The 25546-nt window shown below is 60.5% G+C and carries 20 protein-coding genes and 2 pseudogenes; 8 read left to right on the forward strand and 14 right to left on the reverse strand.

Translation table 11 applies throughout. The features are described 5' to 3' along the window. Positions 1 to 3: 3 nt before the first annotated feature. The 10 genes and pseudogenes from ACC569_RS00400 to rpsB all read right to left on the reverse strand — a co-directional run. On the reverse strand, positions 4 to 516 hold the full coding sequence (locus ACC569_RS00400) for an OmpH family outer membrane protein (protein WP_372521500.1): 513 nt from the start codon (positions 514 to 516) through the stop codon (positions 4 to 6). 16 nt (positions 517 to 532) lie between these two features. Continuing rightward, entirely contained in the window at positions 533 to 2827 is a 2295-nt protein-coding gene (gene bamA / locus ACC569_RS00405) for an outer membrane protein assembly factor BamA (protein WP_372521501.1), read from the reverse strand. Between the two features lie 37 nt (positions 2828 to 2864). After that, positions 2865 to 4226: an RIP metalloprotease RseP gene (gene rseP, locus ACC569_RS00410; RefSeq protein WP_372521502.1), complete on the reverse strand. Its 1362-nt coding sequence runs from the start codon at positions 4224 to 4226 to the stop codon at positions 2865 to 2867. Continuing rightward, complete coding sequence (ispC, locus tag ACC569_RS00415) at positions 4223 to 5425, reverse strand: 1-deoxy-D-xylulose-5-phosphate reductoisomerase (protein WP_372521524.1); 1203 nt, start codon at positions 5423 to 5425, stop codon at positions 4223 to 4225. The genes rseP and ispC overlap by 4 nt, the downstream gene beginning before the upstream one ends. Before the next feature lie 52 nt (positions 5426 to 5477). Next, the gene (locus ACC569_RS00420; protein ID WP_372521504.1) at positions 5478 to 6308 is read right to left on the reverse strand and encodes a phosphatidate cytidylyltransferase; all 831 of its coding nucleotides are present in this window, start codon (positions 6306 to 6308) and stop codon (positions 5478 to 5480) included. Next, on the reverse strand, positions 6301 to 7077 hold the full coding sequence (gene uppS / locus ACC569_RS00425) for a polyprenyl diphosphate synthase (protein WP_372521505.1): 777 nt from the start codon (positions 7075 to 7077) through the stop codon (positions 6301 to 6303). Before uppS ends, ACC569_RS00420 begins: the two co-directional genes overlap by 8 nt. Positions 7078 to 7202: 125 nt before the next feature. Then, positions 7203 to 7769: a ribosome recycling factor gene (gene frr, locus ACC569_RS00430; RefSeq protein ID WP_372521507.1), complete on the reverse strand. Its 567-nt coding sequence runs from the start codon at positions 7767 to 7769 to the stop codon at positions 7203 to 7205. A 21-nt stretch (positions 7770 to 7790) separates the two neighbouring features. Then, the gene (pyrH, locus tag ACC569_RS00435; protein ID WP_372521508.1) at positions 7791 to 8546 is read right to left on the reverse strand and encodes a UMP kinase; all 756 of its coding nucleotides are present in this window, start codon (positions 8544 to 8546) and stop codon (positions 7791 to 7793) included. A 3-nt stretch (positions 8547 to 8549) separates the two neighbouring features. After that, positions 8550 to 9437: a translation elongation factor Ts gene (gene tsf / locus ACC569_RS00440; RefSeq protein WP_372521509.1), complete on the reverse strand. Its 888-nt coding sequence runs from the start codon at positions 9435 to 9437 to the stop codon at positions 8550 to 8552. Between the two features lie 289 nt (positions 9438 to 9726). Then, a pseudogene (gene rpsB, locus ACC569_RS00445) lies at positions 9727 to 10452 on the reverse strand (30S ribosomal protein S2); the annotation flags it as partial. Between the two features lie 208 nt (positions 10453 to 10660). Between rpsB and map the strand changes: the two are divergent. The 8 genes from map (at position 10661) to kdpE (ending at position 22581) form a co-directional block, all read left to right on the forward strand. Then, the gene (gene map, locus ACC569_RS00450; protein WP_372521510.1) at positions 10661 to 11473 is read left to right on the forward strand and encodes a type I methionyl aminopeptidase; all 813 of its coding nucleotides are present in this window, start codon (positions 10661 to 10663) and stop codon (positions 11471 to 11473) included. A gap of 37 nt (positions 11474 to 11510) precedes the next feature. Next, positions 11511 to 14201 (forward strand): [protein-PII] uridylyltransferase, encoded by a 2691-nt coding sequence (gene glnD / locus ACC569_RS00455; RefSeq protein ID WP_372521511.1) that lies wholly within the window; start codon positions 11511 to 11513, stop codon positions 14199 to 14201. 294 nt (positions 14202 to 14495) lie between these two features. Next, entirely contained in the window at positions 14496 to 14585 is a 90-nt protein-coding gene (kdpF, locus tag ACC569_RS00460) for a K(+)-transporting ATPase subunit F (protein WP_372521512.1), read from the forward strand. Then, positions 14585 to 16393 (forward strand): potassium-transporting ATPase subunit KdpA, encoded by a 1809-nt coding sequence (kdpA, locus tag ACC569_RS00465; RefSeq protein WP_372521513.1) that lies wholly within the window; start codon positions 14585 to 14587, stop codon positions 16391 to 16393. The genes kdpF and kdpA overlap by 1 nt, the downstream gene beginning before the upstream one ends. A gap of 57 nt (positions 16394 to 16450) precedes the next feature. Continuing rightward, entirely contained in the window at positions 16451 to 18517 is a 2067-nt protein-coding gene (gene kdpB / locus ACC569_RS00470) for a potassium-transporting ATPase subunit KdpB (protein ID WP_372521525.1), read from the forward strand. Between the two features lie 35 nt (positions 18518 to 18552). Next, entirely contained in the window at positions 18553 to 19125 is a 573-nt protein-coding gene (kdpC, locus tag ACC569_RS00475) for a potassium-transporting ATPase subunit KdpC (RefSeq protein ID WP_372521514.1), read from the forward strand. 7 nt (positions 19126 to 19132) lie between these two features. Then, positions 19133 to 21886: a two-component system sensor histidine kinase KdpD gene (gene kdpD / locus ACC569_RS00480; protein ID WP_372521515.1), complete on the forward strand. Its 2754-nt coding sequence runs from the start codon at positions 19133 to 19135 to the stop codon at positions 21884 to 21886. Next, a complete protein-coding gene (gene kdpE / locus ACC569_RS00485; RefSeq protein ID WP_372521516.1) occupies positions 21883 to 22581 on the forward strand; it encodes a two-component system response regulator KdpE in 699 nt (232 codons plus the stop codon). Before kdpD ends, kdpE begins: the two co-directional genes overlap by 4 nt. An 84-nt stretch (positions 22582 to 22665) precedes the next feature. On the opposite strand, the gene ACC569_RS00490 is transcribed toward kdpE, so the two are convergent. From ACC569_RS00490 to ACC569_RS00505, 4 genes and pseudogenes are all read right to left on the reverse strand, one after another. Then, positions 22666 to 23388 carry an ABC transporter ATP-binding protein gene (locus ACC569_RS00490; protein WP_372521517.1) on the reverse strand — a complete coding sequence of 241 codons (723 nt, stop codon included), beginning with the start codon at positions 23386 to 23388 and terminating at the stop codon, positions 22666 to 22668. Beyond that, on the reverse strand, positions 23385 to 24188 hold the full coding sequence (locus ACC569_RS00495) for an ABC transporter ATP-binding protein (protein WP_372521518.1): 804 nt from the start codon (positions 24186 to 24188) through the stop codon (positions 23385 to 23387). The genes ACC569_RS00490 and ACC569_RS00495 overlap by 4 nt, the downstream gene beginning before the upstream one ends. Continuing rightward, positions 24172 to 25302, reverse strand: coding sequence for an ABC transporter ATP-binding protein (locus ACC569_RS00500; RefSeq protein ID WP_372521519.1), 1131 nt, complete (start codon positions 25300 to 25302; stop codon positions 24172 to 24174). The genes ACC569_RS00495 and ACC569_RS00500 overlap by 17 nt, the downstream gene beginning before the upstream one ends. 7 nt (positions 25303 to 25309) lie before the next feature. Next, positions 25310 to 25546 (reverse strand): annotated as a pseudogene (locus ACC569_RS00505) (branched-chain amino acid ABC transporter permease); the annotation flags it as partial.

Below are 25546 nucleotides of genomic sequence, written 5' to 3' on the forward strand. Positions count from 1 at the left end.
CGCTTATTTTTTTCCCAGCTTCTTGAGGATCTTGTCGGTAACATCCACTTTCGGCCCGGCGTAAACCGCGCTTTCGAGTATCAGATCGTAATTTTCCTGCTTGGCGATTTCTGCAATCGTCTTTTGCACGATTTTCTGAAGTGCCGCCAATTCCTCGTTGCGTCGCAAGTTGTAATCTTCCCGGAATTCCTGGGTCGCCCGGCGCAAGTCACGCTTGAGTGTCGCGATCTCGAATTCCTTGGAGCGATGCTCGTTTTCCTTGAGCACCAGCGCATTCTTTTCCAGGTCTTGTTCCAGCTGCTTGAGCCGGTTCTGCATCTCGACGATCTGTTTGTCGCGTGGGGCAAATTCGGCTTCCAGCTTCTTAAGGGCGGCTTCGCCCTGCGGTGCCTCCTCGATAACCTTGACGGCATTGACATAACCGATCTTGAAATCGGCAGCGTTCGCCAACCCAGCCATGACAACGAAGCCAAGGGCAAACACTAATGACTTGAATACGAGAGTTCTGCTTCCCAAAAATGCCTCCTGATACTTATCGCAATGGCACGCCCAACGTGAACTGGAATGACTCGGTGTGGTCGCCCGGCTTGTCATTCAGAGGAATCGCGTAGCTGAAACTAAGCGGTCCGACCGGAGAATACCAATTAAACGCCAAACCGGAGGAATAGCGCAACTGATTCTGATCCACCGGCTGTACACCCGGACCGTAGACCATGCCGCCATCGGCAAAAACGCTCAGACGCATGGATTTGTTGTCGACGGACGAGCCGGGCAGCGGGAACAGAAGTTCCATGTTGACCAATACACGGCGGTTACCGCCGATAGGATCGTTTGGCGGCAAGCTATCCTTGGGCCCCAATGAACGCGATTTGTAGCCTCGGACCGTGCCACTGCCGCCGGCGAAGAAGTTCTTGTAAAAAGGCAATCCATCCATACCGCCATAACCATTGCCATAACCCAGCTCCGTCTTGGCCTTAAAGGTGTAGGTCTGGCTGAGCGGCCAATACCGCCCGATCGAGTAGGTGAGCTTGTAATATTCGATGTCAGAGCCAGGAATCGATATTTCGGCGGCAAAACGTTGCAAGGTTCCCGAGGTTGGCAAAAGCAGACTGTCGAGGGTGTCATGCGACCAGCCGAGCGTGATCTTCGGGGTGGTGTTCGAGGCACCATTCTGGGCGACAAAATCCTGGGCGACCTGGGCGCTGCTGGTGTTGGTATGCAGATCGATTTTCTCGATGTCAGCGCCAACATCGATCTTGTTGTCCTCGCTCAAGGGAATGCCGAAAAATACGCCCACGCCCTGGGTGTCGATGATATACGCCGCCGTATTCGCGGCGCTGGCATCGACCTTGCTGGAAAAAACGTTAAAACCGCGACTGATACCGTCCTGGGTATAGTACGGATTGACATAACGGATATTGAAGTTGGTCGTGGACCGCGAGTTGTCGAAGCTGAAACCGAGTTCCTTGCCGCTGCCGAACAGGTTGCTTTGCGTGATACTGGCGTTCAACAACAAGCCATCGGTGTCCGAATAACCGACACCCAGCAGCAGATTGCCGGTGGGACGTTCCTTGACGCTGACGTTGACGTCCACCTGATCGGCCACGCCCGGCACCGCCGGTGTCTCTACGTTGACGTCGTCGAAGAAACCAAGCCGCTGCAGACGCACGCGTGAACGCTGGATTTTCTCGGCGTTATACCACCCGCCTTCCATCTGGCGCATCTCACGGCGCAATACTTCATCGCGCGTGGCCACGTTGCCCGAGAAATTGACCCTGCGCACGTAGACACGCCGGCCCGGGTCCACAAAAAAGGTGAAGGATACCTGAGATTTATCCTTGTCCACGTCGGGGATCGCGTTGACGTTGGCGAAGGCATAGCCATCGTTGGCGAGACGGTCGGACATCTTCTTGGTGGATTCGGTGACCTCCTTGCGCGAGAAGACGTTGCCGGCCTTGATGCTGACCAGATCGCTCAAATCCTTTTCCGGCACCACGAAGGTACCGGCAAGCTTGAAGCCGGTGACGGTGTACTTCTTGCCCTCGGTGATATTGACCGTGATGTAAATCTTCTCCTTGTCCGGCGAGATCGAAACCTGCGTGGAGTCGATATTGAACTCCAGGAATCCCTGATCCTGGTAGAAATTGCGCAGCCGTTCCAAGTCGCCGGCAAGCTTCTGCTTGGAATATTTGTCACGGCTCGAGAAAAAGGCGTACCAGGACTTTGGGCCCAGGGTGAATAGTTTCAGCAGTTGTTTATCGGAAAAAAGATGATTGCCGACGAGGTTCATTTCACGAATGCGCGCCACTTCGCCTTCCGCCACTTCGATGTTGATGTCCACGCGATTGCGCTCCAACGGCGTCACCGTGGGACGAATGGTGACGGCGTAAAAACCGCGCGCGAAATACTGCTGCCGCAATTCCTGTTCGACGCGGTCAAGAAGCGATTTGTTGAACACCCGGCCTTCGGCAAGCCCGATTTCCTTCAGGCCTTTCTTGAGGTCCTCTTCGGACATCTCCTTGGTGCCGGCGATCTTGATGCCGGCAATCGACGGCCGTTCAATGACGTTTACGATCAGCACATTCTTGTCGTGATCGAGACGCACGTCGCGGAAAAAACCCGTCTTGAACAGGACGCGCACGGCTTCCTGGGATTTCTGCTCGGTCAGCGTATCGCCCACCTTGACCGGCAGATAATTGAAGACGGTACCCGCCGCGATACGTTGCAGGCCATCCACACGGATGTCCTTCACCACAAATGGCTCCATGGCCAGACCGACAGGCGCGCGCAAGAGGCATAAGAGCAGTGCCGCTGTTATTTTTTTCATTCGAAGCGATTTATCAGGTTGGCGTGCGGCAATCCGCTCATCGGAAAATTCGGGTCAAATCGTTATAAAAAGCCAGCATCATGAGGCCACCCAGCAAGGCCACTCCGACCTGCTGCCCCAGCATCATTGTCCGTTCCGAAAGCGGACTGCCTTTGATGAATTCGATAATGTAATACATCAGGTGACCGCCATCGAGTACCGGGATCGGCAATAAATTCAGCGCCCCGAGACTAATGCTGATGACGGCCAGAAACAGCACAAACTGCTCCACGCCCGCCTTGGCGGAGTAGCCAGCGTACTGGGCAATCGTGATGGGACCGCTGATATTGCGCGCCGATACCTCGAGCTTCAGCATGCGGTATAACATCTCGAACGTAAGCACCGACATCGACCAGGTATTACGCGCGCCCTCGGCCAGCGCCTCGACGACACCGAAGCGCACCTTGACGCGCATCGCGTCAGGGATGTCCGTGAACTGGGGGCGGATGTTGATACGCCCGATCGTCTGCCCGCCCTGTTCCACGGAATCCGGGGTGACTTCAAAATCGTGTCGCACGCCTTCCCTTTCCACCGTGACGTGGACTGCCTTGCCCGGGCTCTTGCTGATCACCTCCACCAGCTGTTCCCACGATGGCACCGGATCGCCATTGACCTCCACCAGACGGTCGCCGATTTTCATCCCGGCGCGCGCGGCCGGACCCGGTTCCATGGCGCCAATCACCGGCAAAGGTTCGGGCAGAAAACCGATCAATCCGATACCCCGTTCCAGCAGCGATGCGTTGACTTCCTGTACCGGGAGGTTCGATAAATCCAGTTGCAGCGATTCGACCTTTCCCTGCGCGTCACGCACTTCAACATTCACGCGCGCGCGGTCGAGCGCGCGTTGAAACAGATATAACCGGTGCTGATCCCAGCTTTGCACTTCCTTGCCGTCAATACTCAGAATCACGTCACCGGCGTGGAATCCGGCTTGCTGGGCAATCGAACTTTCCATCACCTTGCCGACGACCGGCTTGATGCCATCCACCCCGATCATATACACCGCCCAATAGGCCAGGATGGCGAACAGAAAATTGAACAGCGGGCCGGCCACCACGACCGCCATGCGTATCCACACTTTCTGGCGATTGAACGCACGATGCAGTTCCTGGGGCGGAACCTCGCCCTCGGTTTCATCCAGCATCTTCACGTAGCCGCCAAGCGGAAATGCCCCGATAGCAAGCTCCATGCGGTCCTCGCCCACGCGCCGGGACCACAGTGGTTTTCCGAAACCGATGGAAAAACGCAGTACCTTCACGCCCAGTCGCCGGGCGACCCAAAAATGACCGAACTCATGCACCGCGATCAGGACGCCCAGCGCCACCACAAACGCGCCGATGTAATAAAGCATATCCGTCATGTCACTCCCTGTTCCACGCGCGATTCCCGGCCGGAAATGAAACGGCTGGCCGTTTCGCGGGCGCGCATGTCGTCCGCGAGCACCGCGCCCAACTGGGTATCTCGGCTCGCTGGCAGGAGTGAAAGCGTATGTTCGATCACGCGCGGTATATCGGTAAATCCGATACGCCGGTCGAGAAACGCCTGAACCGCCACTTCGTTGGACGCATTCAGAATCACCGGCATGGTTCCACCGGCGCGCGCGGCATCATAGGCCAGTTGCAGGCATGGGAAACGCTTGAGGTCGGGAGATTCGAAGTCCAGACGTGCCAGCTCAAAGAGGTTGAGGCTTTTTACACCGGATTCGATGCGCTCCGGCCAGGCCAACGCATGCGCGATCGGTGTACGCATGTCCGGGTTGCCAAGTTGCGCCAGCACCGAACCATCCACGTACTCGACCAGCGAATGAATCACGCTTTGCGGATGAATCACGATTTCGACCTGGTCAGGTGTCATGCCGAAAAGCCAGCACGCCTCGATCAGCTCCAGGCCCTTGTTCATCAGCGTGGCTGAATCCACGGAAATCTTGCGCCCCATGACCCAGTTCGGATGCGCGCAAGCCTGTTCCGGCGTGACGGAAACCAGCGCTTCCGCCGACGCCGTGCGAAAAGGTCCGCCGGAGCAAGTGAGAAAAATGCGTCGCACGCCTGCGGGTACGTCACCGGTGCGGTATCCGGCCGGCATGCACTGGAAAATGGCGTTGTGCTCGCTGTCCACCGGCAGCAGTTCCGCGCCGCTGGCATGCGCCTCTTCAATAAAAACGCGCCCGGACATCACCAACGGTTCCTTGTTCGCGAGCAACACCCGTTTCCCCGCTCGTACCGCCGCCAGTGTCGGCAACAATCCGGCGGCACCGACAATCGCCGCCACCACGATGTGCGCGCGCGGATGCGTGGCCACGGTATTCAGTCCCTCCGTCCCCGACAATACCTCGACCGCAAGCCCTGCCCGCTGGATTTTATCCTTGAGGCGGGTGGCAGCGTGGGTATCGAGCATGACGGCCTTCTGCGGAAGAAACTGCCGGCACTGTTCGAAAAGACGTTCTACCTGCGTGTTCGCCGTCAGCGCCAGGATACGGAAGCGTCCGGGATGCCGCGTAAGCACATCGAGCGTATTGACGCCGATGGAACCGGTGGATCCCAAAATCGTCACGCCGCGCATGCCCCGATCCGCCCGTTCATCAAGGGATTTTTTTGTGTCGCTGATCATGTATTTAAGACTTCAACAAAATCATTCCACCCAATACAAATATCGGCGCGGCGGCGCTCAGGGCATCAATGCGATCCAGCATACCCCCATGCCCTGGCAGCAGTGACCCGCTGTCCTTGATTCCGGCGACGCGCTTGAGTTTGCTCTCCGTCAGATCGCCCACCACTGAAAACAACACTGTTATCACGGTCAGCCCGATCCATCTTACAAGCTGCTCCGAGTCGAATTTCCATAGCATTGTCCCACAAAGCCAGGCCAGCAGCACGGCGCCCATGACCCCGCCGGCGACACCTTCCACCGTTTTTCCGGGGCTGATGTGCGGTGCCAATTTGGTTTTACCCAACAATGAGCCGGTGAAATAGGCCGCCGTATCGGCCGTCCAGACCAGCACAAACAGAAACAACAAAGCGCGTGGCCGTTCCTCATCCACCGCCATCAAATAAACCGACGCGACCCAGAGAGGAACGAGCACCAGGAAACCACCGGCCATTCGACCGGCAAATGCCGCGAACATTCCTTTACGGGCATCCCGGCGACTGATGAGTTCGACCAGCGCCCACAGCCACCACAGGGAGGCGGCCGCGAAAAAGGAGATGATCAAGGATATCTGCGACAGGACTCCGTACAGACCCGCCGCACCGAGCAGCAGGATAAAAAAAACATAAGTCGCCTTGGACAAATGCCGCTGCAATCCGGACAATCCTGCCCATTCCCAGGCGGCCATCGCGATAATGATCCCGAACAAGACGGATATCCACGATAGCGGCAGATAAAATAGCGCGGCGACCAGGAACGGAACGAGAACAGCGGCGGTCAAGATCCGCTGTTTAAGCATGGCGCGCGGTTTCGATCTGCTCGCCTGTCAGACCGAAACGGCGCTGGCGTCCGGCATAGGAGACAAGCGCCTGCTCGAATTGCGCGCGATCGAAATCCGGCCACAGGATCGGAGTGAAATACATCTCGGTATAAGCCAGCTGCCACAGCAGGAAGTTGCTGATGCGCTGCTCGCCGCCGGTGCGGATGAACAGGTCCGGCTCGGGAACGCCGGCCAAGCTGAGAAAAGGCTCGAGACTTTTTTCCGTAATCGTGTCCGGGTCAAGCTCGCCGCGAGCGGCACGGCGGGCGAGTTCGGCGCAGGCCTGCGCGATGTCCCAGCGCCCACCATAATTGGCGGCAATGGTCAGCGTCAGTGCCGTGTTCTTCTGCGTCAGCGTTTCGGACTGCCGGATGCGCGAGGTAATTTTTTCGCCGAAGCGTTCAGTGTCGCCAATGACACGGAAGCGGACATTGTTCTTGTGCAGCTTCCGGATTTCATTATCGAGCGCGCTCAGAAAAAGTTCCTTGAGCAACTGGACTTCCTGCACCGGGCGGCGCCAGTTCTCGCTGCTGAAGGCAAACAGGGTGAGGTACTTCACACCCTTCTCGGCGCACGCCGTCACCATGTCGCGCACGCGCTCGACACCCTTGCGGTGACCGGCGACACGCGGCAGTCCGCGGCCCTTGGCCCAACGGCCATTGCCATCCATGATGACGGCCACATGCACCGGAACAGCGGATTGTCCTGCCAGAACCGTAGCCGTATCTGAGTTGCCAGTTTTATCCATATAAATTAATTTTCACCGCCAAGGACGCCAAGAACACAAAAAATAACCAAATATTGACTCTCATATACTTGGCGTTCATGGCGGTTTAAAAACATTTTAAAATATTGTGACATCACCTGTCCGGCTCACACCTGCATGACGTCCTTTTCCTTGGCGGCGACGAGCTTGTCCACTTCGGTGATAAAACGATCAGTGAATTTTTGCACCGCCTCTTCCGAGCGTTTATCGTCGTCCTCCGTGATCAGTTTCTTTTTCAGCGCATCCTTCAGATGCTGGTTGGCATCGCGGCGGACATTGCGGATCGCCACCTTGGCGTTCTCGCCTTCGGCGCGCACGTGCTTGGAAAGCTCCTTGCGCCGTTCCTCGGTGAGTGACGGCAACGGCACGCGGATCACGCCGCCGGCCGACATCGGATTGAGCCCCAGATCGGATTCGCGGATCGCCTTTTCGATGGCCGCCGCCTGGCTCTTATCGAAGGGCGTCACCGTGAGGGTGCGCGCGTCCGATGCCGAAACGTTGGCAACCTGGTTGAGCGGCGCCTTGTTCCCGTAGTAATCGATGCGCACGGTTTCGAGCAAACCGGGGTGAGCCCGGCCGGTGCGGATCTTGCCCAGATCATTCTTGAGCGTGTCCACCGACTTCGCCATCCGCGTTTCCGCGTCCTTCTTGATTTTGTCCACCGACTCCGCCATGGCTAGCCTCCTTTTCCGTCCTCAGGTTCGTAAACGCGGCATCCCTGCCGCACTGCTCACGAGTGTGCCGATATTTTCCCCCAGGCAGACCCGCATCAGGTTCCCGGGCTTGTGTATGCTAAACACGCGTACCGTCAGGTTCTGGTCGCGACACATCACGATGGAAGCGGCGTCCATCACGCCCAGCCGCTTCTCCAGCACCTCGTCGTAGCTGATCGTCTCATAACGCTTGGCGTCGGCGTGCTTCACCGGATCGCGGTCATAGACGCCATCGACTTTCGTCGCTTTGAGCACCACGTCCGCGCCGATTTCGGCCCCGCGCAAGGTCGCCGCGGTGTCAGTGGTGAAAAACGGATTGCCGGTGCCGGCGGCGAAGATGACGACGCGCCCCTGCTCGAGATGTCGGATCGCGCGCCGACGGACGTAGGGTTCAACGACCTGATCGACGCGCAGCGCCGATTGCACGCGCACCGGCACGTCCTGTTTCTCCAGGGCGTCCTGCAACGCCAGCGAGTTCATGACAGTGGCGAGCATGCCCATGTAATCGGCGGAGGCCCGGTCCATGCCCTGGGCGGACGGCGCGATGCCGCGAAAAATGTTGCCGCCCCCGATCACAATGGCGAGCTGCACGCCGATAGCGGCCACCGATTTGATCTCGGCGGCGATGCGCGCGAGCACATCGCGGTTGATGCCGTAGGCATCGGCACCCATCAGCGCCTCGCCGGAAAGCTTGAGCAAAACGCGGCGGTAGGCGGGAACCCCGGATGCGCTCTCCAAGGCTCAGCCTCCTTTGACTGTTGCCATGACTTCGGCGGCGAAGTCACCCGATTTCTTTTCCATCCCTTCGCCGACTTCGTAGCGGCTAAAACGGATGACGCTGGCGCCTTTCGACTTGAGCAGCTTTTCGACGGTTGTGTCCGGGTCCTTCACGAAAGGCTGCCCCAGCAAAGAGATCTCGTTGAGATACTTGTTCACCCGGCCCATGACCATTTTTTCGATGATCTCGGGCGGTTTGCCGCTGGTCTTCGCCTGCTCGGCAAAGATTTCCTTTTCCTTGGCGATCGCCGCGGCCGGCACCTGGTCTTTGGAAACGCACTCGGGGCGGCTCGCCGCGATGTGCATGGCGATATCCCTGGCGAGGCTTTCATCGCCGCCTTCCACTTCCACCAGCACGCCGATCTTGCGGCCGTGGATATAGCTGCCGAGATGGCCCTTGGTCGCGGTCATGCGCTCGAAGCGACGGATGTTGATGTTCTCGCCGAGTTTCATCACCAGGCCTTCGCGCGATTGACCGACGGTTTGCGTGGCGCCGTCCGTGAACGGCAACTGGTACAGCGCATCGACATTGGCGGGCTGCTTGCCGGCCGCGCGGGCCGCGGCCGCGGTGGCGAACGCCGCGAAATCATCGCCCTTGGCGACAAAATCGGTCTCGCAGTTTACCTCGACCATGGCAGCCGTCTTGCGGTCCGGAGCCACGTAAATACCGATCGAACCCTCGGCCGCGATGCGACCGGATTTCTTCTCCACCTTGGCACCGGCACGCTTGCGCAGCAAATCGGTGGCGGCTTCCATATCGCCGCTGGTTTCGGTCAGTGCCACCTTGCATTCCATCATGCCGAGCCCGGTGCGCTCGCGCAGTTCTTTCACTTGTTGTGCGGAAATGCTCATCACGTAATCCCCATTCAGCTGCACGACGGTTTTACCGCCACCATAAAATCAAGGGGGCTATGCCCCCTTGATGTTCTCGCTTTTATTCGCCGCCGCCCTGATCGGACGCCTCTTTCTTCCCTCGCTCGCCGCTTTTCGGCTTGGCGCGGATCGTGCGCTTGGGCTTGTCGGCCGGCTTCACGGCGTCGGCGATCACGACAGCCGCTTCGGGGTCGGCGGTCGCTTCATCGTGCGCCGCCATCGGTTTCTTTTTGGCGATCACCTTGATCTTCGCGGGCTCTTCCTTGACCTCGATGAACTCGTCATCGCCCGAAACGATCGTTGCCTGACGCTGTTCCTGCCCGGCGAGGATGGCGTCCGCCGCCGAATGCGCGTAGAGCTGGATCGCGCGGATGGCGTCGTCATTGCCCGGAATGACGTAGTCCACGCCATCGGGCTTGCAATTGGAATCCACCACGCCGACGACCGGAATGTTCAGCTTGTTGGCTTCGGATACCGCGATATATTCGTGGCCGACGTCGATGACAAAAATCGCATCCGGAAGGCCGGACATCTCCTTGATACCACCGAGGCTCTTCTCGAGCTTGACGCGCTCGCGGTCGAGCGTCAGCAGTTCCTTCTTGGAAAGCTTCTTGCTGCTCGTATCGTCCGCCAGAACCGACTCGAGCATCTTCAGCCGCTCGATCGATTTTTTGACCGTGCGGTAATTGGTCAGCATCCCGCCCAACCAGCGGTGATTCACGTACGGACTGCCGCAACGCGCGGCGGCCTCGCTGACGATATCCGTCGCCTGACGCTTGGTGCCGACGAACAGGACTGTGCCGCCGTTGGCGATAAGCTTGGTCAGATAAGCCATCGCCTCGTTGAACAGCGGCAGGGTTTTTTCCAGGTTGATGATGTGGATACGGTTGCGCTCACCGAAAATATAGGGGCGCATTTTGGGGTGCCAGTACCGCGTTTGGTGGCCGAAATGCACGCCGGCCTCCAGCATCTGGCGCATGGATATATTGCTCATGATTTCTCCTTCGGGTTTTTCCGCCGCGGACCCCATGTATCAATCCAGCCGCTTTTAAAGTGGCCGGACACCCGGATGCATGTGCCGGTGCCGCGTGTGGGTTTAGGTTGAACTACATAACTGCGGGCGGCTTTATACCATAGCGCGGGGATTACGACAATGTTTTCATGGGTTTGGACAAAAAACATGCGTGAAAGGGCTTTTTAAAATGACTCTATTCCCTGACAATACGGCGGAAGCCATTATCCCAGCCATGCCCGTCACCATCAAAACCCCCGAGGAAGTCGAAAAGATGCGTATCGCCGGCCGGCTGGCCGCCGAGGTGCTGCGCATGATCCGGCCGCACGTCCAGCCGGGCGTCACCACCGGCGAACTCGACCGGATCTGCCACGATTACATCGTCAACGTGCAGCAGGCCATTCCGGCGCCGCTCAACTACAAGGGCTTCCCCCGCTCCATCTGCACCTCGGTGAACCATCAGGTATGCCATGGCATTCCGGGCGACAAGAAGCTCAAAAAAGGCGACATCGTCAACATCGACATCACCGTCATCAAGGACGGCTATCACGGCGACACCAGCAAAATGTTTTATCTCGGCGAACCGTCCATACAGGCGAAACGGCTGGTGCAGATCACGCACGAATGCATGCTCAAGGGCATAGCCATGGTTCGGCCGGGAACACGGCTCGGCGACATCGGCCACGCGATCCAGCAACACGCCGAGACACACGGCTTTTCAGTCGTGCGCGAATACTGCGGTCACGGGATTGGACGCGAATTCCACGAAGACCCGCAGGTGCTGCACTACGGCCAGCCGGGAACCGGGATGGAGCTTGCGCCCGGCATGACCTTCACCATCGAGCCCATGATCAACGCCGGCAAGAGAGAAGTGAAACTGCTTCCCGACAACTGGACGGTGGTCACGCGCGATCATTCGCTCTCCGCGCAGTGGGAACACACCGTGTTGGTGACGAACAAGGGTCACGAGGTTCTCACGCTCGTTCCCGGCGACGACCCATGAACTTTTCCGAACCATCCGCGAGGCACTGATCTCCACCGTGCCCATCGCCAAGGACAGTCTGTTCAACGGCCAGGAATTCGACCAATCACTGGCCGGCGCCAATAATCCTCTGCCACTGTTTCGCGCCGCGCTGCAGGCCGGACGCGAAACCCTCAGACAACGGTTCTACGACAACAGCGGAGCCGCCGCGCTCGTTACCGCCCACGCCTGGCTGATCGACCAGCTCATGACGCGCGCCTGGCGCAGGCACCTGTCACTGCTGCCGGCCGGAATTCCGGTCGCCCTGGTGGCCGTGGGCGGTTACGGTCGCGGCGAACTGCATCCCGCGTCCGACATCGACGTCATGATACTTCTCGACAAGAACGATCCCGCCAAAACACGCTCCTTTATCGAAGCGCTCGTGCGCTTTTTCTGGGACATGGGCCTCGAGGTCGGGCACAGCGTGCGCACCCTCAAGGACTGCGTACGCGAAGCAAAAAACGATCTGACGGTGGTCACGAACCTCATGGAGGCGCGTTGGCTCGACGGCGACGAGAAACTTTTCGAGAAAATGCGCCGGGTAACCCATGCCTCCAAGATCTGGTCGAGCCGCAAATTCTTCGCCGCCAAACGGCAGGAACAGATTGCGCGCCATCATCATTTCCACGACACCGCTTACAACCTGGAACCGCACATCAAGGACGGTCCCGGTGGACTGCGCGACATCCAGATGATCTCGTGGGTCACGCAGCGGCAATTCGATACCTCCTCGCTGCACGACTTGGTGGGACACGGCTACCTGAGCGAGGAGGAATACCGTACGCTCATTCGCGAGCGCAATTTCCTGTGGCACGTGCGCGCCGGGCTGCATTACCTGGCCGGGCGGCGCGAAGACCGGTTGTTGTTCGATCACCAGCGGGCGCTGGCCATGGAATTCGGCTATACCGACCGGCCCGGCTTCCTCGCCGTCGAGCAGTTCATGAAACGCTATTACCGCACGATCAAGGAGCTCTCGCTGCTGAGCGAAATCCTGTTGCAGCACTTCGACGAGGTCATTCTGGCGCGCGGCCACACGAAAACCAAACCGATCAACCGCCGTTTCCAGTCGCATTACGGATTCGTCGAGGTCACGCACCCGCGGGTGTTCGAGCGCGCACCCTTCGCCATGCTGGAGATATTCCTGATCCTGCAGCAACATCCGGCACTCAAGGGTGTGCGTGCCGGAACGATTCGGCTGATTCGCGCCAACCTGCAACGCATCGACAGCTCGTTTCGCAAGGATCTTGCCTGCCGCAGCCTGTTCATGGAAATCATGCGTCAGCCGCGCGGCATCACCCACGAGCTGCGGCGCATGAATGCCTACGGCGTGCTCGGCGCCTACCTCCCGGCCTTCGGGCGCGTCGTCGGACAGATGCAGCATGACCTGTTCCACGTCTACACGGTCGATGCACATTCGCTCATGGTCGTGCGCAATCTGCGACGCTTCACCGTGCCGGAATTCCGCGGCGAGTTTCCGCTCGCCAGCGAGATCATCCAGAAGCTCGTCAAGCCCGAACGCCTGTATCTCGGCGGTCTGTTCCACGACATCGCCAAAGGACGCGGCGGAGACCATTCACAACTGGGCGAAAAAGAGGCCGAGGCTTTCTGCCGCCTGCACAACCTGAGCGAGTACGACACCCGCTTCATCTGCTGGCTGGTGCGCCACCATCTCGTGATGTCGAGCACCGCCCAGCGCGAGGACATCTCCGACCCCGACGTTGTGATGCATTTTGTGCAACTGGTCGGCGATCAGGAACATCTCGACAACCTGTATCTGCTCACGGTGGCGGACATGCGCGGCACCAGCCCCGCCGTGTGGAACGCCTGGAAAGGACGACTGCTGTCGCAGCTCTACAGCGCCACCACGCGGCTGCTGCGTCGCGGCATCGCCCAGCCGATCGATCTGCAGGAGCACATCGCCGATCTGCGCCGGTCAGCGCTGGAAAAGCTGGGCCCGGCCGGACTTTCCGAGGTACAGGTCAACCGTTTCTGGCAGGACCTGGACGGAGAATATTTCCTGCCCTACGACGCCGAGAGTCTAGCGTGGCACGCGCAGGTTATTGCCGGGGCGCATGCCACCGATTTGCCGATCGTGGCCACGCGTTACACACCCGAGCTCGGCGGCAGCGAGTTCCTGATCTACACACCGGACCGCGATGACCTGTTCGTCGTCATGACCGCGGGTTTCGACCGCCTCAATCTATCCATCATGGACGCGCGCATTCACACGTTGCACAACGGTTTCGCGCTGGATACCTTCGTGGTACTGGACCACTCCGATCAGCCGGTGAGCGACCCGCGCGCGCTCGCACAATTGCAGAAGACGATGCGCGACCAGATACTGAACCCTCAACCGGGGCGCGATCCGCAATCGGCCAGCCTGCCACGCCAATTGAAGCACTTCCCGATCGAGACGCGCGTGGTCTTCGGACCTTCGCCGAAGGGACAACTGACCATCATGGAAGTCACGGCGCAGGATCGTCCGGGATTGCTGTATCAGGTGGCGCTGGCTCTAAAGCAGTGCCGCGTGAACCTGGTGGCGGCCAAGGTCGCCACCTACGGCGAGCGCGCCGAGGACATTTTCTTCGTCAACAGCCGCGATCGTCACCAGCTGCTCGATTCCGAACAAGCCAAATGTCTGGAGTCAGAAATTGTCCGGCGTCTTGGACCCACGCCTTCGAAGACCAGCACACAATCCGTCGAGTTCTGACCCGGCGCACCGGGAACAAAATCAGGGATTCTTTATATATCGTCGTTCCGGTCGTGGATCTGGACCCGCGAGCCGGACAATTTCCCGCGCGTAAACGTATTTTTATGGTTTTTTAACACTCCCACACTGAATCTCCACGAGATTTCCATCCGACTTTCCCTATAGTTCGCGCCGTGGTCTTTCCTGAGCGGAGGTTCGTGTTATGGATTTCGTTTACGTGGCGATCATCGTCGGTTTCTTCGTGCTCACCATCGGGCTGGTCTACGCCTTCGATCGGCTGTTGAGGAGGGGCGCATGACCTGGACCTATCTGCTGAGCCTGATCCTGGCGGTCGCCGTCTTCGTCTATTTAGTCGTCGCGCTATTCTTCCCGGAGAAATTCTGATGACTGCTAACGGCTATTTGCAGCTCGCGCTGTATCTGGGCGTGTTGCTGCTGTTGGTGAAACCACTCGGCGCCTACATGGCCAACGTGTACGAGGGCCGTGTGGCGTTCCTGAATCGCTTCGGCGCACCGTTCGAGAACCTGCTGTACCGGCTGTGCGGCGTGAAACCGACGCAAGAAATGCGCTGGACACAGTACGCGCTGGCCATGCTCGTGTTCAACCTGCTCGGCGCGCTCGCAGTCTACGCGCTGCAGCGGCTGCAGGCCTACCTGCCGCTGAACCCGCAGGCGTTGCCCGCCGTAACGGAGGATTCTTCCTTCAACACGGCCGTGAGCTTCGCCACCAACACCAATTGGCAGGGTTACGGCGGCGAGACCACCATGAGCTATCTCACCCAAATGCTGGCGCTCACGATGCAGAACTTCGTCTCCGCGGCGACCGGCATGGCGGTACTCGTCGCGCTGATCCGCGGGTTTGCGCGGAAAACCGCCGACACTATCGGCAATTTCTGGGTCGATCTCACGCGCAGTACCTTATATATCCTTCTACCGCTGTCGCTCATTCTGGCGCTGGTGCTTGTCGGCCAGGGCATGGTGCAAACCTTCTCGGCCTACAAAACGGTGCCGCTGGTGGAATCGGTGGAGTACGACAACCCGAAGCTCGACGCCGCCGGCCAGCCGGTCAAGGATGAAAAGGGAAATCCTGTCACCGAAAAGGCGACGCAGAAGGAACAGGTGATCGCGGTCGGCCCGGCGGCCTCGCAGATCGCCATCAAGCAACTCGGCACCAACGGTGGCGGCTTCTTCAATGTGAACTCGGCCCATCCGTTGGAAAATCCGACGCCGCTTTCGAATTTCCTCGAGGTCCTGGCCATTCTTCTGATCCCCGCAGCGCTGACCTACACCTTCGGCCGCATGGTCGGCGACACGCGCCAGGGCTGGGCGGTGCTGGCCGCGATGACCGTGATTTTCGTCGCCATGCTCGCACTCTGCGTCGGCTCGGAGCAATCCGGCATTCCGGCGTTGTCGAAACTGGGCGTCGATCAGACCGCGAGCAGCCTGCAGGCCGGAGGCAACATGGAGGGCAAGGAGACGCGCTTCGGTATCGTGAATTCCGCGCTCTGGGCCACCGCGACCACCGTCGCCTCGAACGGCTCGGTGAACGCGATGCACGACTCGTTCACGCCGCTCGGCGGACTCGTGCCGATGTGGAATATGCAGCTGGGCGAGGTGGTCTTTGGCGGCGTCGGCTCGGGCCTTTACGGCATGCTGATCTTCGCCATCGTCGCGGTGTTCGTGGCCGGGCTGATGATCGGCCGCACGCCGGAATACCTCGGCAAGAAGATCCAGGCCTTCGAGATGAAGATGGCGGCGGTGGCGCTGTTGCTCGTGCCGCTCGTGATTCTCGTGGGCACGGCGATCGCGGTCATGGTCGATCCCGGCAAAGCCGGCGTGGCCAACCCCGGAGCGCACGGCTTTTCGGAGATTCTCTACGCCTTCTCGTCCGCGGCCAACAACAACGGCAGCGCGTTCGCGGGGCTCTCGGCGAACACGCCGTTTTACAACAGCGCGCTTGGGCTCGCCATGCTGCTCGGTCGCTACTGGCTGGCGGTGCCGGTGCTCGCCATCGCCGGGGCGCTCGCGGCCAAGAAAAAGATTCCGGTAAGCGCCGGCACGCTCCCCACCCACACACCGCTCTTCGTCGGGTTGCTGGTTGGCGTCGTCGTGATCGTCGGCGCGCTCGCCTTCTTCCCGGTGCTGGCGCTCGGTCCGATCGTCGAGCACCTGGTCATGATCGGCGTTCACTAGGCTACGCCTCAGCGAAATCTTTAAGGAGACATACAGATGACTACACAAGTTAAGGCGATGCCCGCACTGCGCCGGTCCCTGGTCACCGGAGATATCTTCCGGCAGGCCTTGGTCGACGCCTGCCTCAAGCTGCTGCCTCAGCACCAGTGGAAGAATCCGGTGATGTTCGTCGTGTACCTCGGCAGCATCCTCACGACCATTCTGTATTTCCAGGCCCTGGGCGGTCACGGCGAGGCGCCGGCCGGTTTCATCCTGGCCATCACGTTCTGGCTGTGGTTCACCGTGCTATTCGCCAACTTCGCCGAGGCCATCGCCGAAGGCCGCAGCAAGGCGCAGGCCGCGGCATTGCGCGCCGTTAAGCGCGACGTCGTTGCCAAGAAACTCGCCAAACCGAAGCACGGCACCGCGTTTACCCAAGTCAGCTCTGCGCAACTGCGCAAGGGCGACATCTTTCTGGTCGAGGCCGGAGATATCATCCCCGCAGACGGCGAGGTCATCGAAGGAGTCGCCTCGGTCAATGAAGCGGCGATCACGGGCGAGTCCGCGCCAGTGATCCGTGAGGCGGGCGGAGATTTCTCCTCGGTCACCGGCGGTACCCAAGTGCTGTCCGACTGGCTGGTAGTACGGGTGACCGTCGATCCGGGCGAGACCTTTCTCGACCGTATGATCGCGATGGTCGAAAGCGCGCGGCGCCAGAAAACGCCGAACGAGATCGCCCTCCTCATCCTGCTGGTGGGCTTTACCCTTATTTTCCTGAAAACCACCGCCACCCTGCTGCCGTTCTCACTCTACAGCGTCGAGGTCGCCAAGGTCGGGACGCCAGTCACCATCACCGTGCTAGTCGCGCTGCTGGTGTGCCTGATTCCGACGACGATCGGCGGCCTGCTCTCGGCGATCGGCCTCGCCGGCATCGGACGCATGCTGCGCGCGAATGTCATCGCGACCTCGGGTCGCGCGGTCGAAGCGGCCGGTGACGTGGACGTACTGCTGCTCGACAAGACCGGCACAATCACGCTGGGTAACCGCCAGGCGACCAATTTCCTGCCGGCGCATGGTGTCACCGAACACGACCTGGGAGACGCCGCGCAACTTTCCTCGCTCGCGGATGAGACGCCCGAAGGACGCAGCATCGTGGTGCTCGCCAAACAGAAGTTCGGGTTGCGCGAGCGGGACGTCCACGGGCTCGGCGCAACCTTTATTCACTTCAGTGCCAAGACCCGCATGAGCGGCGTCGACCTGGAGGGACATCAGATCCGCAAGGGCGCGGCCGATGCCATCCGTGCCTGGGTGGATTCCCAAGGCGGACGCTTCCCGTCAGAGGTCAACACGCTGGTCGACGAAGTGGCGCGCCGCGGCAGCACGCCGCTCGTGGTGGCGAAGGATACCAAGGTGCTCGGTGTCATCGAGCTGAAGGACATCGTCAAGGGCGGAATCAAGGAGCGCTTCGCACAATTGCGCCGCATGGGCATCAAGACGGTGATGATCACCGGCGACAACAAACTCACCGCCGCCGCCATCGCCGCCGAGGCGGGCGTGGATGATTTTCTGGCGGAGGCGACGCCCGAGGCGAAGCTCAAGCTGATCCGCGAGTATCAAACGCAGGGGCGGCTCGTGGCAATGACCGGCGACGGCACCAACGACGCCCCGGCGCTGGCGCAGTCGGACGTCGCAGTGGCGATGAACACCGGCACCCAGGCCGCCAAGGAGGCCGGGAACATGGTCGACCTCGACTCCAATCCCACGAAACTGATCGAAGTCGTGGAAACCGGTAAGCAGCTGCTCATGACGCGCGGTTCGCTAACGACGTTTTCGATCGCCAATGACGTCTCCAAATACTTTGCCATCATCCCGGCGGCGTTCGCGACGACCTACCCGCAGCTCGACGCCCTTAACATCATGCATCTCGCCACGCCGGCAAGCGCGATTCTCTCGGCGGTGATTTTCAACGCGCTCATCATCATCGCGCTGATCCCGCTCGCGCTCAAAGGCGTGCGCTACCGGCCGGTCGGCGCCGCCCGGCTGCTGCGCGACAACCTTCTGATCTATGGTCTCGGCGGTATCATCGCGCCCTTCATCGGCATCAAACTAATCGATATGGTCCTCGTCGGGCTGAGCCTGGCGTAACAAGGGCGAACCGGGGTTTTATTGGAGAACTTATCATGTTGAATCACCTGAAATCTGGTCTTACGATGTTGGTCTACCTGACCGTCATCACCGGCGTTGTCTATCCGCTGGTGGTAACAGTCGCCTCCCAAACACTGTTTTCGCATCAAGCCAACGGCAGTCTGGTCATGCGCGACAGCAAGCCGGTTGGCTCCGAGCTCATCGGGCAGTCTTTCAGCAGCCCGAAATATTTCTGGAGCCGGCCGTCGGCGACCGGGCCGTATCCTTATAACGCGGGCTCCTCCAGCGGCTCCAACCAGGGGCCGACCAACCCGGCGCTCACCGATGCCGTCACGGCGCGGATCAAGGCCCTGCGCGACGCCGACCCCGACAATACCGCACCAGTGCCTGCCGACCTCGTCACAGCGTCAGCTAGCGGTCTTGACCCAGACATCAGCCCGGCGGCGGCGTATTATCAGGCGAACCGGATTGCGCGCACGCGTCGCCTCGATGCTGACCGCGTGCACGTGCTAATCGCAGAACACACGCGGGACCGCCAGTTCGGGATTCTCGGCGAACCGCGGGTAAACGTGCTTAAACTCAACCTGGCACTTGATCAACTTCGCTGAGTTTCCGATGATCGAAGATCGTCCCAATCCCGATCAACTGCTCGAACGCGTACAGCGCGAAGAACAGAAAGCGCGCCGTGGCAAACTCAAGTTGTTCTTCGGCGCCTGCGCCGGCGTCGGCAAGACCTTCGCCATGCTGTCCGCCGCCCACATGCTCAAGCAGCAGGCCATGGACGTGGTGGTCGGGCTCGTCGAGACCCATGGGCGTAGCGATACGGCGGAAATGCTTGAGGGCCTGGAGATCCTGCCGCCGAAGAAAATCGAATACCGCGGCAAACAACTCACCGAATTCGATCTCGACGCCGCGCTGGCGCGCAGGCCTGCGGTGCTTATCGTCGACGAACTGGCCCATACCAACGTCGCGGGCAGCCGTCACGCCAAGCGCTGGCAGGACGTGCAGGAGTTGCTCGATGCCGGCATCGACGTCCTCACCACGGTCAACGTCCAGCATCTGGAAAGTCTGAACGACATCGTCGGGCAGATCACGGGAATACGGGTGTGGGAGACGATTCCCGACACCGTCTTCGATCACGCCGACGAAGTGACCGTCGTCGACCTGCCGGCCGATGAATTGTTGCAGCGCCTCAAGGAAGGCAAGGTCTACATCCCGGACCAGGCCGAGCAGGCAATCCAGAACTTCTTCCGCAAGGGCAATCTGATCGCGTTGCGCGAGCTTGCGCTGCGCCGCACTGCGGATCGGGTCGACGCCCAGATGCGCGAGTACCGCGAGGACAAGTCGATTCGCGGCATGTGGCAGGCGAAGGAACGCCTGCTGGTCTGCGTGGGGCCCGGGCCCGATGCCGAGAAGTTGATCCGGAGCGCCGCGCGGCTGGCTGGAAATCTTCACGCCGATTGGATCGCGGCCTATGTCGAAACACCGCGTCTTCAGCGACTGCCCAAAGAGACCCGCGACCGGATTCTGAAGATTCTGCGTCTTGCCCAGGAGTTGGGGGCGGAGACGACTACCATGACGGGTGAGGACGCCGCCTCGACTCTGTTCAGCTATGCCCGCAGCCGCAACGTCTCAAAACTCGTCGTCGGCAAGACGTCACGCCCAGGGTGGCGCCGCCGCTTTTCCATTCCATTGGCCGAAGAGCTGTCACTGATGGCCAGCGACATCGATGTCTACGTCGTCGGCCATGAGCCGGCAGGCAGGGCCACGCCCACTGAGGAGACAGTCGATTTTCGCAGCTCCGCGTTGAGCGAGAAGCGCCAGTCGCGGAGATGGGGTTACCTCGTCGCTGTAGCGATCTGCGCGCTCGGTACCGCCGTCGCGACACCCCTCGCGAACTACCTCGAACTCACCAATATCATCATGCTTTATCTGCTGAGCGTGATGCTCATCGCGTTCCAGTTCGGCCGCGGGCCGGCGATCCTGAGTTCCGTGCTCTCCGTGGCCGCGTTCGATTTCTTTTTCGTTCCGCCGCGATTCTCCTTTGCCGTTTCTGATACTCAATATCTTCTTACGTTCGCGGTGATGTTGGCGGTAGCGCTGGTAATCAGCCAACTAACGGCGAACATGCGCTACCAGGCGCGCGTCGCGACGCTGCGTGAGCGACGTGCCAAGGCGCTCTACGAAATGGCGCGCGAGCTGGGTGCCGCGCTGCAGCCGGAGCAAATCCTGGAGATCGCCAACCGGCATCTGCAAGGCGTCTTTCTGGCGGAAACGGCCATCCTGCTTCCGGACCTGTCGGAGAAGATCGCGCTGCCTCAGCCCCGGGAGAGCGAGCCGCCACACGGCATGGCGTTGGATACGGCGATCGCGCAATGGGTCTTCGATCATCAGCAACCAGCCGGATTAGGAACCAACACGCTGTCCGGCAGCTCCACCTACTATATCCCGCTGAAGGCACCGATCCGTCCGCGCGGCGTGTTGGCGTTGGCACCGAGCAATCCGCGCTTGATCTTCGTGCCCGAGCAGCACCGTCTCCTGGAGACATTTGCATCGCAAATTGCCCTGGCGCTGGAACGCGTGCACTTCGTGGACGTCGCGCAGGGCGCGCTCCTGAAGATCGAGTCGGAACGCTTGCGCAATTCACTCCTGACCGCCATCTCGCACGATCTGCGCACGCCGCTGACCGCGCTAGTGGGGCTAGCGAGCACCTTGGAAGCCGACACCCATCTGTCGGAACACAGCCGCCACGAGCTCGCCGAAGCCATGCACGAACAAGCCGTGCGCATGAGCGACCTGGTCAACAATCTCCTCGACATGGCCCGGCTCCAGTCCGGCGACGTGCAGCTTAACCGCCAATGGCATGTCCTGGAGGAGATCGTCGGCAGCGCACTTCGATCCCTGCGACATGCCATCGCGAACCACGACATCAAGGTGTCGCTGGAGACCTCGCTCCCACTGATCTACGTGGACAGCGTGTTGATCGAGCGGGTGCTGTGCAACCTGATCGAAAACGCGACGAAATACACGCCGCCGGGCAGCCAGATCCGCATCGGCGCCGAAACCCTGGATCGCGAGCTCTGGGTCACGGTCACCGATAACGGTCCGGGCCTGCCCCCGGACATCATCGAGACCGTCTTCGACAAATTCACGCGCGGGCAGAAGGAGTCGGCCACACCGGGCGTGGGACTCGGGCTCGCCATCTGCAAGGCGATTGTGCAGGCGCACCGGGGTAGAATCTGGGCCGAAAATACCGACGAGAGCGGCGCCCGCTTCACGTTCACCTTGCCGTTGCTCGACGCCCCTCCGGTTCAGGAGCCCGACGAGACCGTCGAAGAAACCGCTGACAGGACGACGCACGGACAATGACTCCGCATCAGCCCGTCGCCATCATCGCCGAGGATGAAAAGCAGATCCGGCGATTCCTCCGCACCTCGCTGGAAGCGGAGGGCTTCATTGTCCATGAGGCGGAGACCGGCAAACAGGCGTTGGTCGAGGCGGCCACCCGCAAGCCCGATATCCTGATTCTCGATCTGGGCCTGCCCGACATGGACGGCGTCAACGTCATTCGCGACATCCGTTCCTGGACGGCTCTCCCCATCGTCGTGCTCTCCGCCAGAACCCAGGAATCCGACAAGATCGACGCGTTGGATGCCGGCGCTGATGACTATCTGACCAAACCCTTCGGTGTCGGCGAGCTGATGGCACGCGTCCGCGTGGTGCTGCGCCGGCGCGCGACGGTCGACGCCGACGGAAAGGAAAACCGCGAGTTCCGCTTCGGCGACGTTCGGGTCGATCTTATCAACCGGCAAATTTACCGCGCGGAACAGCAGATTCACCTGACAGCCATCGAGTATCGCCTGCTGACGGTGCTGATCCGAAACGCCGGCAAGGTACATACGCACCGTCAATTGCTCAAAGAGGTTTGGGGACCGTCGCATGTCGAAGACAGTCATTATCTGCGGACCTACATGGCGCACCTTCGGCAAAAGCTCGAATCGGACCCGGCTCAGCCACGGCACTTGATCACCGAGACCGGCGTCGGATACCGGCTCGTGGAGTGATCATCTTGCATCAGGATGCAGAGAGCTGAACGTCCCCGCTTCCCTTTTCCGCAGGGTCAGGAAAGTCCACGCCACCTGCGTTCGTCATCCACCCAGATAGGCGTGTCGGACTTTCGGGTTCTTGAGCAGCGCCTCGGCGGAATCGGTGAGAATAATTTTACCGCTTTCCATGACATAGCCGCGATGACTGATCCCGAGCGCAAGCTTGGCATTCTGCTCCACCAGCAACAACGTCACGCCTTCCTCGGCAATACGCTTGATGGTGTGAAAAATCTTCTGTACCAGCATGGGCGCGAGCCCCATGCTCGGCTCGTCGAGCAGCAGCAAGCGCGGACGGCACATGAGCGCCCTGCCGATCGCCAGCATCTGTTGTTCGCCGCCCGAAAGCGTTCCGGCCTGTTGAACGCGGCGCTCTGACAGCCGCGGGAACAGATCGTAGAGACGATCCATGTCCGCGCGGATCCCGGCGCGGTCGCGTCGCGCATAGGCGCCGATCTTGATATTTTCCTCGACGGTCAGACGCCCAAATATTCCGCGTCCTTCCGGCACCAGCGAAATCCCGCGACGCACCAGCTCGTACGACGGTTTGCCGGTGATGGACTCGCCTTCATAAAGAATCTCGCCGTGGCTGGGCGCGAGCATGCCGCACAGCGACTTGAGCATCGTGGTCTTGCCGGCGCCGTTGGCGCCGATCAGGCACACGAGCTCGCCGCGGTGCACCGTCAGGTCCACGCCCTTGACGGCACGGATGCCGCCATAGGCCACTTCCAGGCCGCGCGTTTGCAGAATATTCATGCCGCTGCTCATGCCAGCTCGCCGCCCAGATAAGCCTCGATCACGCGCGGATCGCGCCGGACCTCGGCCGGTGCGCCTTCGGCGATCTTCTTGCCGTAGTCGAGCACGGCGACGCGATCGCACAGCCCCATCACCAGCTTCACGTCATGCTCGATGAGCAGCAGCGTCACGCCGCCGTCGCGAATTTTCTGCAGCAATGTCTGGAGTTGGGCGGTCTCGCTGGGATTCATGCCCGCCGCGGGTTCATCGAGCGCCAGCAACATCGGATCGGTGGCCAGGGCGCGCGCGATTTCGATCCGGCGCTGGTCGCCGTACGGGAGATGCTTGGCCAGCATGTGCGCATCCCGGGCGATACCGACGTATTCCAGCAGCTCATGCGCGCGCGCCGCTATCGCCGCCTCTTCCGCGCGGGTGGCGGAATCGCGCCACACCGCGCCGACAATGCCGGCGTGCGTGCGCACGTGCCGCCCGACCATGACGTTCTCGAGTGCCGTCATGTTGGCGAATAAACGGATGTTCTGGAACGTGCGCGCCACGCCCAGCGTCGCCACCTGATTGGGCTTGCGTCCCGCTACCGCCCGTCCCTTCAGTTCGATGCGACCGGCATCCGGCCTGTATATGCCGGTCAGAACATTGAATAGCGTCGTTTTCCCAGCGCCGTTCGGGCCGATGAGACCGTAAATTTCGCCGGCATGAATATGCAGGGACACGTCCTGCAGCGCCGCCAGCCCGCCGAAATGCTTGCTCACCTGGCTGACCGTGAGCAGCGTGTCGAGACGCCTCTGCGGTTTTTCTTCAGCGCTGGGTGTCATATAGCGAGGCCTGTTCCTGCGCGAGCACGGAGGCATCGGAACCGAATTCGCGGCGGCGACGCACCGACGGCAGCAGCCCGGCCGGCCGGAAAATCATGATGAGGATGAGTGCGAGCCCGAATATCAGCATGCGCAAATCGGACGGGTCCACGAGAACGCTTCCGAACAGGTAGTGCTGCAGCTCGCCGAGGTAACGCAGCGCCTCGGGAAACACCGTGAGCAGCACCGCGCCGAGAATGACGCCGGGAATGTTGCCCATGCCGCCCAGCACGATCATGCACAGGATAATGATCGACTCGAACAGATTGAAACTTTCCGGACTGATAAAACCCTGGAACCCGGCGAATAATCCGCCGCTGATGCCGGCGAAGGACGCACCCATGGCGAACGCGAGCAGCTTGATATTGCGCGTGTTGATGCCCATGGCCTCGGCGGCCACCTCGTCCTCGCGGATCGCCACCCACGCCCGCCCGATGCGCGAATTCTGCAGGCGCAGCGACACGAAGATCACCAGCAGCGCGAGTGCGAGAAACAGATAGTAATAGGCATAAAGGCCGGGAAAACTCACACCGAAAAATTCGTGCGGCTGGCTAAGGGAGAAACCGCCGAAGGCCACCGGGTCGATCAGATTGACGCCTTGGGGGCCGTTGGTGATGTTGACCGGCGCATTAAGGTTGTTGAGAAAGATGCGAATGATCTCACCGAACCCGAGTGTGACGATGGCCAGATAATCGCCGCGCAACCTGAGCGTGGGCGCCCCCAGCAGAATCCCGAAAATGCCCGCGAGGCCCGCCCCCAGTGGCAGCAGCGCCCAGAACGGCAGGTGCAAATCAAAATGCGGCGAGGCGAGCAGCGCATACATATACGCGCCGACGGCGTAGAAGGCGATGTACCCCAGATCGAGCAGGCCGGCATAACCCACGACGATGTTGAGTCCCAGCGCCAGCATGACGTAGAGCAGCGTGAAATCGAGGATGCGCACCCATCCGCGCCCGAGTGCGGCACCGGTCAGAAACGGCAGGACCGCCAGCAGCATGGCCAGGGCGATATACACCAGCCATACCGCGCGACGGTCATGTCTCCACTGTTGCCAGCGTTGGCTCAAGGTTGTCATGCGATTGTCAGGCACGCTCGACCACGCGCTCGCCGAGAAGGCCCGAAGGCCGGACAATCAGCACCAGGATTAATACAAAGAAAGCGAAGACGTCCTGGTAATTGCTGCCGAGGAATCCGCCGGTCAGCTCGCCGATGTAGCCGGCGCCGAGACTTTCGATCACGCCGAGCAGCAAGCCGCCCAGCATCGCCCCGGCGATGTTGCCGATGCCGCCCAGCACCGCGGCGGTGAAAGCCTTGAGCCC

Origin of the sequence: Sulfuricaulis sp., assembly GCF_041499725.1 — a bacterium.
Taxonomy (GTDB): Bacteria; Pseudomonadota; Gammaproteobacteria; order Acidiferrobacterales; family Sulfurifustaceae; genus Sulfuricaulis.

What these genes read in the sequence shown, in the direction of transcription:
- bamA (WP_372521501.1), bottom strand. Translation starts at nt 2,827, where the DNA reads ATGAAAAAAATAACAGCGGCACTGCTCTTATGCCTCTTGCGCGCGCCT.
- rseP (WP_372521502.1), bottom strand. Translation starts at nt 4,226, where the DNA reads ATGACGGATATGCTTTATTACATCGGCGCGTTTGTGGTGGCGCTGGGC.
- ispC (WP_372521524.1), bottom strand. Translation starts at nt 5,425, where the DNA reads ATGCGCGGCGTGACGATTTTGGGATCCACCGGTTCCATCGGCGTCAAT.
- ACC569_RS00420 (WP_372521504.1), bottom strand. Translation starts at nt 6,308, where the DNA reads ATGCTTAAACAGCGGATCTTGACCGCCGCTGTTCTCGTTCCGTTCCTG.
- uppS (WP_372521505.1), bottom strand. Translation starts at nt 7,077, where the DNA reads ATGGATAAAACTGGCAACTCAGATACGGCTACGGTTCTGGCAGGACAA.
- frr (WP_372521507.1), bottom strand. Translation starts at nt 7,769, where the DNA reads ATGGCGGAGTCGGTGGACAAAATCAAGAAGGACGCGGAAACGCGGATG.
- tsf (WP_372521509.1), bottom strand. Translation starts at nt 9,437, where the DNA reads ATGAGCATTTCCGCACAACAAGTGAAAGAACTGCGCGAGCGCACCGGG.
- map (WP_372521510.1), top strand. Translation starts at nt 10,661, where the DNA reads ATGACTCTATTCCCTGACAATACGGCGGAAGCCATTATCCCAGCCATG.
- kdpF (WP_372521512.1), top strand. Translation starts at nt 14,496, where the DNA reads ATGACCTGGACCTATCTGCTGAGCCTGATCCTGGCGGTCGCCGTCTTC.
- kdpA (WP_372521513.1), top strand. Translation starts at nt 14,585, where the DNA reads ATGACTGCTAACGGCTATTTGCAGCTCGCGCTGTATCTGGGCGTGTTG.
- kdpB (WP_372521525.1), top strand. Translation starts at nt 16,451, where the DNA reads ATGCCCGCACTGCGCCGGTCCCTGGTCACCGGAGATATCTTCCGGCAG.
- kdpC (WP_372521514.1), top strand. Translation starts at nt 18,553, where the DNA reads ATGTTGAATCACCTGAAATCTGGTCTTACGATGTTGGTCTACCTGACC.
- kdpD (WP_372521515.1), top strand. Translation starts at nt 19,133, where the DNA reads ATGATCGAAGATCGTCCCAATCCCGATCAACTGCTCGAACGCGTACAG.
- kdpE (WP_372521516.1), top strand. Translation starts at nt 21,883, where the DNA reads ATGACTCCGCATCAGCCCGTCGCCATCATCGCCGAGGATGAAAAGCAG.
- ACC569_RS00490 (WP_372521517.1), bottom strand. Translation starts at nt 23,388, where the DNA reads ATGAGCAGCGGCATGAATATTCTGCAAACGCGCGGCCTGGAAGTGGCC.
- ACC569_RS00495 (WP_372521518.1), bottom strand. Translation starts at nt 24,188, where the DNA reads ATGACACCCAGCGCTGAAGAAAAACCGCAGAGGCGTCTCGACACGCTG.
- ACC569_RS00500 (WP_372521519.1), bottom strand. Translation starts at nt 25,302, where the DNA reads ATGACAACCTTGAGCCAACGCTGGCAACAGTGGAGACATGACCGTCGC.